Below are 9,528 nucleotides of genomic sequence, written 5' to 3'. Positions count from 1 at the left end.
CGCCGCCGCCCGGGCCGCCGCCGCCCGGCCCGCCCGGACCGGCGCCGCCGGCTCCGGGCTCGAGGCCGCTCCGGTCCGGATCGATTCCATAAGCGCAGGCCGCGAACAGCGCGGCGATCGAGACCATGATCCCCATCCTCGCGGACGACACGACGAAGCCTCTCGTTCGCATGATGAACTCCTTTCCCTCGTCCCGAGAGAACACGAGCCGGCGGGACCGAGGCACGGCCAATGCCATATCATGGTCGGCCGAAAAGATCGACGACGCCCGCGGCGTCGAAGCGACCTTGACGCTCGACGAAAAATGCGGGTAGCGTCGAGCAGAAACGAATTCGATGGCCTTGAAAGATTCCTCGGTGACACGAATGCGATGGTCCCGCCGGCATTTTTTGGCCGCGACGCTCCTCGCCCCGCTCGCGGGCGCGTGCTCCGGGCGGCGCGGCGCGCGGCGTGATCCCGGCGGTGTCCTCACGGTGTCGACCGAGCAGCAGGCCTCCTGGGTGCGCAACTTCAATCCCTTGCTCGCGCCGGGCAACATCCGCTGGCCCACGCGGGCGGGAATCTACGAGCCCCTTTTCATCTACGACACCATCAACGGAAAACTCGTCCCGTGGCTGTCCACCGGCGCCACCTGGAGCCCCGACAAACGGACGCTCCATTGTGCCCTCCGCCCCGGCGTCACCTGGTCCGACGGACAGCCCTTCACCGCCGACGACGTCGTCTTCACATTCGAGATCCTCGGGCGCCACAAGGCGCTCGATCTCTTCGGCGTCTGGTCCTTCCTCGACGACATCCGGGCGCGCGGCGCGGACGAGGTGTTGTTCTCCCTGAAAAAACAATACGTGCCCGGGCTCGTCTACCTCGGCCACCAGCCCATCGTGCCGCGGCACCTGTGGCGGGACGTGAAAGACCCCGTCACGTTCACGAACGAGCGGCCCGTGGCCACCGGGCCCTTCACCGAAATCACGGTCTTTCAGAATCAGGTCTACGAGCTCGGTCGGAACCCGCGGTACTGGCAGCCGGGCAAACCCGCCCTCCGCGGGCTCCGCTTCCCCGCGTATCCCGGCAACGATCAGGCGACGCTCGCGCTCCTCCATGGCGAGGTCGACTGGGCTGGCAACTTCGTGCCCGACGTCGAGCGGATCTTCGTCGCGAGGGATCCGGCCCACCACCATTACTGGTTCCCGCTCGTGGGCGGCACCGTCATGCTCTATCCCAACGCCGCGCGTGCCCCGCTCTCGGACGAACGCGTGCGCAAGGCGATCAGCATGTCGATCGATCGCGCCCTGCTCGTGAAGGTCGCGATGTACGGTTATACGCGCCCCGCGGACGCGACCGGGCTCCATGACGGTTACGCGCGTTTCCGGAGCCCCGAGGCCGCGGCGGTCGGCGACTGGATCACGCACGACGTCGCGCGCGCGGGACGGCTGCTCGACGAGGCCGGGTATCCGCGCCGCGCGGATGGCCTGCGCGCCTCGGCCGACGGCGCGCCGCTCACGCTCGACGTCCACGTGGTCACGGGCTGGTCCGACTGGATCCGGGCCGCGCAGATCATCGCCCAGGGCCTGCGCGCGCTCGGCGTCACCTCCGCGGCGCGCGCGTACGACTTCAGCGCCTTCTTCGAGAAGCTCCAGAAAGGCGCGTTCGACCTCTCGCTCGGCTGGTCCTCGGACGAGCCCACGCCCTATCATTTTTATCGGGATCTGATGGGCACGGCGACCCTCCGGCCCCTCGGCGATCCCGCTGCGCGCAACTGGCATCGGTTCGGCAGCGAGGAGGCCGACGCCCTGCTCGCGGAATTCGAGGGGGCGGCCGACGAGCGCGAGGAGATGCGCCTCTCGCACGCGCTCGAGCGCTTGTTCGCCACGCGCGCACCGGTGATCCCGCTCTTCCCGAACCCGTCCTGGGCCGCGTTCAATACCCGCCATTTCGAGGGTTTTCCGAGCGCGCGGGATCCGTACGCCAAACCCTCCCCTTACAGCGCGCCGGAGTGCTTGCTCGTCCTCACGCGGCTCACGCCGCGGGGCGCGTGAGACGAAAGGATCACGAGGAGACGGCACGTGCGATACCTCCTGCGACAGCTCGGCCTGTACGTCCTCGCGGCCTGGGCCTCGCTCACGCTCAATTTCATCGTCCCGCGCCTCGCGCCCGGCGATCCCGCCTCCGCGATGTTCGCGCGCTACAAAGGACAGCTCCAGCCCGAGGCGCTCGCGGCGCTCCGCGAGGCGTTCGGCTTCACGGGAGGACCGCTGCACGAGCAATACGCGAGCTACCTCGCGCACCTCTTCCGCGGAGACCTCGGCGTATCGGTCGCGTATTTCCCGGCCAAGGTCACGGATGTCCTCGGCATGGGCCTCGGCTGGACCGCGCTGCTCACGGGCTCCTCCGTGGTCGTCGCGTTCGCCCTCGGCTCGCTCCTCGGCGTGATCGCGGCGTGGCGGCGCGGCGGCGCGTTCGACACGACGCTCCCGCCGCTCCTCGTGTTCCTCGGCGCGTTTCCTTATTTCTGGCTCGCGATGATGCTGCTTTATGGCTTCGGCTTCACGCTCGACGTCTTGCCGCTGCGCCACGCGTACGACGACACGCTCGCGCCCTCGCTGAGCTTCTCGTTCCTCGCGAGCGTCGCCGAACACCTCCTCTTGCCGGCGACCTCGATCGTCCTCGCGAGCGTGGGCGGCTGGATGCTCTCCATGCGCAGTTCGATGATCGGCGTGCTCGCCGAGGATTACGTCACGATGGCGCACGCGAAGGGCCTGTCGCCGCTCCGGATCATGTTCCATTATGCGGCTCGCAACGCGCTCCTGCCGAACGTCACCGGCTTCGGCATGGCGCTCGGGTTCGTCCTCGGCGGGTCTCTGCTCACCGAGATCGTCTTTTCGTACCCGGGCCAGGGCTATCTCCTCGTGCAGGCGGTTCGCAGCCAGGATTATCCGCTGATGCAGGGCATCTTCCTGACGATCACCATGGCCGTGCTCGCCGCGAACTTCCTCGTGGACGTGCTTTACGTATGGCTCGACCCGCGGACGCGCGGTCGCTGAGGGGCTCGGGAGCGCATCCGATGACGAGCACGAAGATCCCTCGAAAAGCCTCGGCCGGCCTCGTGATCCTCGGGGTGTTTTTCCTGATGGCGCTCCTCGGTCCCCTCGTCGCGCCGTACGATCCCTCGGCATTCGTCGACATCCCGCTGCAACCGCCCTCGCGCGCGCACCTGCTCGGGACCACCGGCCAGGGGCAAGACGTTTGGTCTCAAACGATCGCGGGCGCCAGGACGTCGCTGCTCGTCGGCTTCGTGGCCGGGCTCGCGATGACCACGATCGGCGCGATCGTCGGCGCGATTGCAGGCACGTTCGGCGGCCTCGTCGACGACGTGCTCTCGCTCCTCACGAACGTGTCGCTCGTCATCCCGGGATTGCCGCTCGCCGTGGTGCTCGCGGCGTATCTGCCCGCGGGCACGAAGGCGCTGCTCGTCGTGCTCGTCGCGACGGGCTGGGCCTGGAACGCGCGGGTGATCCGCGCGCAGGTGCTCTCGCTCCGCAACAAGGATTTCGTCGCCGCCGCGATCGTCACGGGCGAGAGCAGGCTCTACATCGTCTTTCGCGAGATCCTGCCCAACATGACGTCGGTCCTCGCGTCGTGCTTCATCAGCGCGACGGTGTACGCGATTGGCGCGCAGGTCGGCCTCGAGTTCTTGGGGCTCGGCGACATGAGCCTCGTGACGTGGGGGACGAACCTCTACTGGGCCAGCAACGACGCCGCGCTCCTGACGGGCGCATGGTGGACGCTCGTCCCGACGGGCCTCTCCGTCGCGCTCGTCGGCACGGCGCTCGTCCTCGTGAGCTTCTCCCTCGACGAGATCACGAACCCGCGCCTGCGCGCCGTGAGCGACTGGGCGCGCGCCCTCGCCACGCGCGGCATCCGCCCCGGCGCGTCGACGCCGGTCGTGAGGGATCATGGGTAGCGCGCCCCTCCTTTCGGTCGAGGATCTCGTGGTCGTGTACCAGACGCCCTCGGGCCCGGTGCGCGCCGTCGACCGCGTGTCGTTCGTCCTCGAGCGCGGCGAGGTGCTCGGCCTCGTGGGCGAGTCGGGCAGCGGCAAATCGACCGTCGCGCAGGCGCTCGCGCGCATCCTCGCGCCGCCCGCGATGATCACGGGCGGCCGCGTGCTCTTCGAGGGCCACGACGTCCTCGCGATGAACGAGGACGAGCTACGCCGCTTTCGCTGGCGCAAGATGTCCTTCGTCCTCCAGAGCGCCATGAACGCGCTCTCTCCCGTCCTGACGATCGGCGATCAGATCATCGACGTCCTCGTCACGCACGAGCGGACGAGCAAGCGCATCGCGCGTGAGCGAGCCGCCCACTTGCTCGAGCTCGTCGGCATCGACCCCGCGCGGCTCACGAGCCATCCGCACGAGCTCTCGGGCGGCATGCGTCAACGTGTTGGCATCGCACTCGCGCTCGCCCTCGATCCGCCGCTCGTCGTCATGGACGAACCGACGACGGCGCTCGACGTGGTGGTGCAGCACGAAGTGCTCTCGAAGATCGCCGAGCTCAAGGAGAAGCTCGGTTTGTCCGTGCTCTTCATCACGCACGACATGTCGGTCGTGTCGCAGTTCGCGACGCGCATCGGCGTGCTCTACGCGGGCCGCCTCGTGGAGATGGCGCCCACGCGCGAGCTCTTCCGCGCGCCGCGACATCCCTACACGGCAGGTCTGCTCGGGTCGTTCGTCTCGATCCACGGGCCGCGCCGCAGGCTCGCCGGGATCCCGGGCTCTCCCCCCGATCTGCGTCGTTTGCCCACGGGCTGCGCCTTCCGCGCGCGGTGTCGCGAGGCCGCCGCGCGCTGCGCGACGGAAGCGCCCGCGCTGCGCGTGATCGCCGAGGACCACCACACCGCTTGCCACCTCGTGTCCCCATGAGCGAGCCCGATCGAACGCCCCCGCTCCTCGAGGCGCAGCACCTCGGCAAGCTCTACCGCGTCGGAGGATGGTTGCGCCCGAAAAACCTCCGCGCCTTGCACGACGCCTCCTTCACGCTCGACCATCGCGAGATCCTCGCGCTCGTCGGCGAATCGGGCAGCGGAAAGAGCACGATCGCGCGGCTCTGCGTGCGCCTCGAAGCGCCGACGAGCGGACGCATCCTGTTAAGCGGGCGCGACGTCCTCGACGAGGAGCGTGGCCGCGCGACGCTCGCGTATCGCCGCCGCGTGCAGATGATCTTCCAGGACCCATTCGGCTCCCTGAATCCCGCGCGCACGATCGGCCAGCACCTCGAACGCCCGCTGCTCCTGCATGGCAAAGCAAAAGCGGGCGCTGATCTCACCACGCGCGTCCACGCCTTGCTCGACACCGTGGGCCTCGTCCCCGCGCCCGAGGTCGCCGCGAAATACCCGCAGGAGCTCTCCGGCGGACAACGTCAACGCGTCGCGATCGCGCGCGCCCTCGCCGTGGAGCCGGATCTCATCCTCGCGGACGAACCCGTGAGCATGCTCGACGTCTCGATCCGCGCGGACATCCTCAACCTGATGCTCGATCTCAAAGAGAAGCGCGGCATCTCGTTCCTGTACATCACGCACGACCTCGCGAGCGCGCGTTACGTCGCGGATCGGATGATGGTGATGTACGCGGGTCACATCGTGGAATCGGGGCCGAGCGAGGCGCTCCTGCAAAAGCCTTTGCACCCGTACACGAAGCTTTTGCTCTCGGCGATCCCCGATCTCGAAGGCTCGTTTGCCCGCGGGCTGCCCGCGCGATCCGGCGCGCCCGCGCTCGTCGATCCGCCGCCCGGATGTCCCTTCGCCGCGCGTTGCCCGGACGTCACCGAGGCATGCCGGCGCGAGACCCCGCGCCCCGTCACACGCGACGAGGGCCGCGTGGTCCGCTGTCACCTGTACCCCGAGCCCTCTCGGGCACGAAGCGAGTAAACCCAGCGAGGCATCATGTCCAAGTACGTTTTTCCCGACAATTTCGTGTGGGGTACGGCCACGAGCTCGTACCAGATCGAGGGCGCAGCGACCGAGGATGGCCGCGGCGAGTCCATCTGGGACCGGTTCTCGAAGACGCCGGGCAAGGTGAACGACGGCACGAACGGCGACGTCGCCTGCGACCATTACCATCGCTACCGCGACGACATCGCGCTCATGAAGGATCTCGGCGTGCGCGCGTATCGCTTCTCGGTGGCGTGGCCGCGCATCCTGCCGAAGGGCCGCGGCGAGGTGAACGCGGCGGGCCTCGACTTCTACGATCGGATCGTCGACACGCTCCTCGCCGCGGGCATCGAGCCGTTCGTCACGCTCTACCACTGGGATCTCCCGCAAGCGCTGCAAGACGAGGGCGGATGGACGAACCGCGCGACGGCCGAGGCGTTCGTCACGTACGCCGACGTGCTGAGCCGTCGCCTCGGTGATCGTGTCAAGAAGTGGATCACGCACAACGAGCCCTGGTGCGCATCCCTGCTCAGCCACCAGATCGGCCTGCACGCGCCGGGGATCCGCGATTATCGCGCGGCCCTCTCCGTGAGCCATCACCTGCTCCTCTCGCACGGCCTCGCCGTGCCCGTGCTGCGCAAGAACAGCCCCGGCGCCGAGGTGGGCATCACGCTGAACCTCGCGCCCACGGTCCCAGCGTCGCGGAGCGCCGCCGATCTCGACGCGGCGAGGCACCACGACGGCTATTTCAATCGATGGTTCCTCGATCCGCTCTTCGGCCGTCACTACCCGGCCGACATGGTCGCCGACTACATCAAGGCCGGACACCTGCCGCCCGAAGGCTTCACGGACGTGCGCCCCGGCGATCTCGAGATCATCGCCACCCCCTGCGATTTCCTCGGTGTCAACTACTATAATCGCACGGTGATGCGCAGCGACAAGGTGCCCGAGGAGCAGAACCTCCCGCGCACGGAGCACCTCGCGCCACGCGAAGAGTGGACCGAGATGGGATGGGAGGTCTATCCAGACGGTCTCCGCCAGATCCTGACGCGCGTGCACCTCGAATACGGGCCAGCGAAGCTCTACGTCACGGAGAACGGAGCGAGTTATTCGGACGGCCCCGACGCCGAGGGGCGCGTGCGTGACGCGCGGCGGACGCAATTCTTGCGCGACCACTTCATCGCAGCACGCCGCGCCATCGACGCAGGCGCGCCGCTCGCGGGTTATTTCGTGTGGTCCCTGCTCGACAACTTCGAGTGGGAGCGCGGCTACACGCAGCGCTTCGGCATCGTGTGGGTGGACTACGAGACGCAGAAGCGCATCCCGAAGGACAGCGCCCTCTGGTACCGCGGCGTCATCGCGGCAAACGGCGTGGAAGATTGATTTCCACAGCGTAGCGCCGGGGTTTCACCCCGGGCCCCGACCAGGGGTTGTCCACCCCTGGACCCGGACCAGCGCAAGCGCTGGACCCGGGGTCGATGAACTGCGCGATGCGCAGTTCATCGAACGGGCCGAGTCAAGACCAGCTACGACCCTGCCAATCGAGACAGCCGCGTTGCCCTTTCGACTGGCAACACTGCCCCACTGGCCTGTGGGAAGAACTGCGCAACGCGCAGTTCTTCCCCAAAAGGTCCAGCGCTTGCGCTGGTTCGGGTCGAGGGGCGAACAGCCCCCGCGGGGTCCGGGGCAGCGCCCCGGCGCCACGCTTCAGATGAGCTCCCTGCTCAGGGATTCTGCAGCGCTGCCTTGACGACCTGGCCGGCTGCGCTTGGATCGCCGTTCCAGTTGGTGATGAGTGACGGGAAATCGCAGCCCTTCACGTACCATGCCCAACCGGTCCAGGACATGCCGCGCTGCTTTGCGTAATCGAGGAGCTGGCTCGTGTAGTTCGTCGAGCAATCGAAGCTCCCGAACTCCGTGATGAACACCGGATCGGTCGCCGCGAGGAAGCCGAACTTCTGCTCCCACGTCCCCGGCTGCTTGCTCTCGAAATCGTACGGGTGCGTAACATACACGATGTTCGTCCCCTGGATACGATTCTGCGTCACGCCCGAGAGATCGAAGGCCCAGTCGAGGCCCCCGATGAGCACGAGGTTCTGCGCGCCCGTGGCCCGGACCGTGTCGTAGAGCTGCTGCATGCCCACGGCCTGGAAACCCTCGCCGCTATCGCCGCCGCTCCGCCACACGTCCCAGGAGACGTCCCGCGGCTCGTTGTAAAGCTCGAACAGCACCCGGCCGTCGTTCTTGTATTTTTCGGCCACGGATTGCCAGAACTTCACCGAGTTCTGATCGGCCATCCGCTGCTGCTTCGTGTCCCAGTTGTTCATGTCTCCGCGATCCGACCAGTGCAGATCGAGGATGACGTCGAGCCCGGCCTGGTGCGCCCACTGGATCGCTTGATCGATGTTCTGCTGGTATTGCCCGTCGTAACGGACGTGCCCCGGCAGCCAGAAGCCCTGGTTCAAGGAGAGGCGCGTGACGTTCGCGCCCCAGCCCTTGATCTTCTGGAAATCGGCGAGCGAGATGTTCTCGCCCTGCGGCGTCCATTCGTGCGAGGGCCGCGCGAGCCCGCGGAAGACGTGGACGTTGCCACTCTCATCGTAGATCTTGTTCCCTTGCACGTAATATCCGCCCGGGGGAACGGGCGGCGCGCCGCCGCTGCCGCCCGTGCCCGAGCTCGACGAGCTGCCGGAACCGCTGGAGCTGCTCGATGCACTCGACGCGCCTGCGCCGCCTGCGCCGCCCACGCCGGGCGTGGAGCCGCCCATGCCCATCGTGGACTGGGCGCCGCCCTCGCCGCCTTGACCGCCCGTGAGATTCGACGTCTCGCCGACGTCGCACCCGATCCCCCCGAGCGAGACCCCGAGGAGCGACAGACCGAGGAACAAGAGGCCGCGTCGTGATTGCATGGTTTCTCTCACTCGAAGAAGGAGATGTCGTCGATCCAGATGTCGAAGTTCGCGTTTTGCCCCGCCTGGAAGTGCACGTAATACAGCGCGTCCTTCTTGATCGCCGTCAGGTTCTGCTTCGACCAGTTCACGGTCTTGAGCTCCGCGAAGCTGAACTTGAACTCCTGCCAGTCGGTCGTGAGCGTGATGTTCGCGCCGAAGTCGTCGCTGCACGTCATGCCGCAGTTGCCGGCCTCGGGCGTGGTCTGCGAGTCGCCGACGTTGAAGCGCACGGCGCCGCTCGCGCCCGCGCCGACCTTGGCCCAGAAATGCACCCCGTTGAACTGGGATGCATTGAAGGCCTTCTTCGTCACGCCGTCGTTGTTGAAGTCGAACCCGAAGCCCGCGCCCCACGTCGTGAAGCCGCTCCCCTTCGTGTTTGCCGCGTACATGCTGGAGCCCCGCGCGGGCGACAGCGCGGTCATCTCGAAGGGATCCCCCACGATGGGCGTCTGCGTCGCGCCGGCCGTCTCGTCGTTGTACGTGTACCAGGCGCCCAGCAAACCCGCGTTCGGGGTGATCGAGCCGTTTTGATCCTCCATATCGTCGATGCTGGTGAGCTTTTGCCCGCCGCCGCCGCCGCCCGGGCCGCCGCCGCCCGGACCGCCGCCGCCGGGGCCGGGGCCTCCGCCGCCGCTCGCGCCTGCCCCTCCCCCT

Annotated in this window: 8 protein-coding genes; 6 read left to right on the top strand and 2 right to left on the bottom strand. The window is 67.8% G+C overall.

All coding sequences use genetic code 11. The features are described from left to right. Nucleotides 1-365 precede the first annotated feature (365 nt). The 6 genes from QHF83_RS52020 to QHF83_RS51995 are packed head-to-tail and all read left to right on the top strand — an operon-like array spanning nt 366 to nt 7,306. Entirely contained in the window at nt 366-2,033 is a 1,668-nt protein-coding gene (locus tag QHF83_RS52020; RefSeq protein WP_282425641.1) for an ABC transporter substrate-binding protein, read from the top strand. A 27-nt stretch (nt 2,034-2,060) separates the two neighbouring features. Then, nucleotides 2,061-3,038 (top strand): ABC transporter permease, encoded by a 978-nt coding sequence (locus QHF83_RS52015; protein WP_282425640.1) that lies wholly within the window; start codon nt 2,061-2,063, stop codon nt 3,036-3,038. Nucleotides 3,039-3,058: 20 nt separating this feature from the next. After that, nucleotides 3,059-3,958 carry an ABC transporter permease gene (locus tag QHF83_RS52010; RefSeq protein ID WP_282425639.1) on the top strand — a complete coding sequence of 300 codons (900 nt, stop codon included), beginning with the start codon at nt 3,059-3,061 and terminating at the stop codon, nt 3,956-3,958. Beyond that, a complete protein-coding gene (locus QHF83_RS52005) occupies nt 3,951-4,916 on the top strand; it encodes an ABC transporter ATP-binding protein (protein ID WP_282425638.1) in 966 nt (321 codons plus the stop codon). Before QHF83_RS52010 ends, QHF83_RS52005 begins: the two co-directional genes overlap by 8 nt. Beyond that, the gene (locus tag QHF83_RS52000; protein ID WP_282425637.1) at nt 4,913-5,920 is read left to right on the top strand and encodes an ABC transporter ATP-binding protein; all 1,008 of its coding nucleotides are present in this window, start codon (nt 4,913-4,915) and stop codon (nt 5,918-5,920) included. The genes QHF83_RS52005 and QHF83_RS52000 overlap by 4 nt, the downstream gene beginning before the upstream one ends. 15 nt (nt 5,921-5,935) lie before the next feature. Continuing rightward, nucleotides 5,936-7,306, top strand: coding sequence for a GH1 family beta-glucosidase (locus tag QHF83_RS51995; protein ID WP_282425636.1), 1,371 nt, complete (start codon nt 5,936-5,938; stop codon nt 7,304-7,306). A gap of 341 nt (nt 7,307-7,647) precedes the next feature. On the opposite strand, the gene QHF83_RS51990 is transcribed toward QHF83_RS51995, so the two are convergent. Further along, nucleotides 7,648-8,832: a glycoside hydrolase family 5 protein gene (locus tag QHF83_RS51990; protein ID WP_282425635.1), complete on the bottom strand. Its 1,185-nt coding sequence runs from the start codon at nt 8,830-8,832 to the stop codon at nt 7,648-7,650. A gap of 8 nt (nt 8,833-8,840) precedes the next feature. Next, a partial coding sequence (locus QHF83_RS51985; protein ID WP_282425634.1) for a hypothetical protein occupies nt 8,841-9,528 on the bottom strand: 688 nt, incomplete at its 5' end.

The organism is Polyangium sp. 15x6 (assembly GCF_029960785.1).
Classification (GTDB): domain Bacteria; phylum Myxococcota_A; class Polyangia; order Polyangiales; family Polyangiaceae; genus Polyangium.
This window is presented reverse-complemented; position numbering and strand designations above follow the sequence as displayed.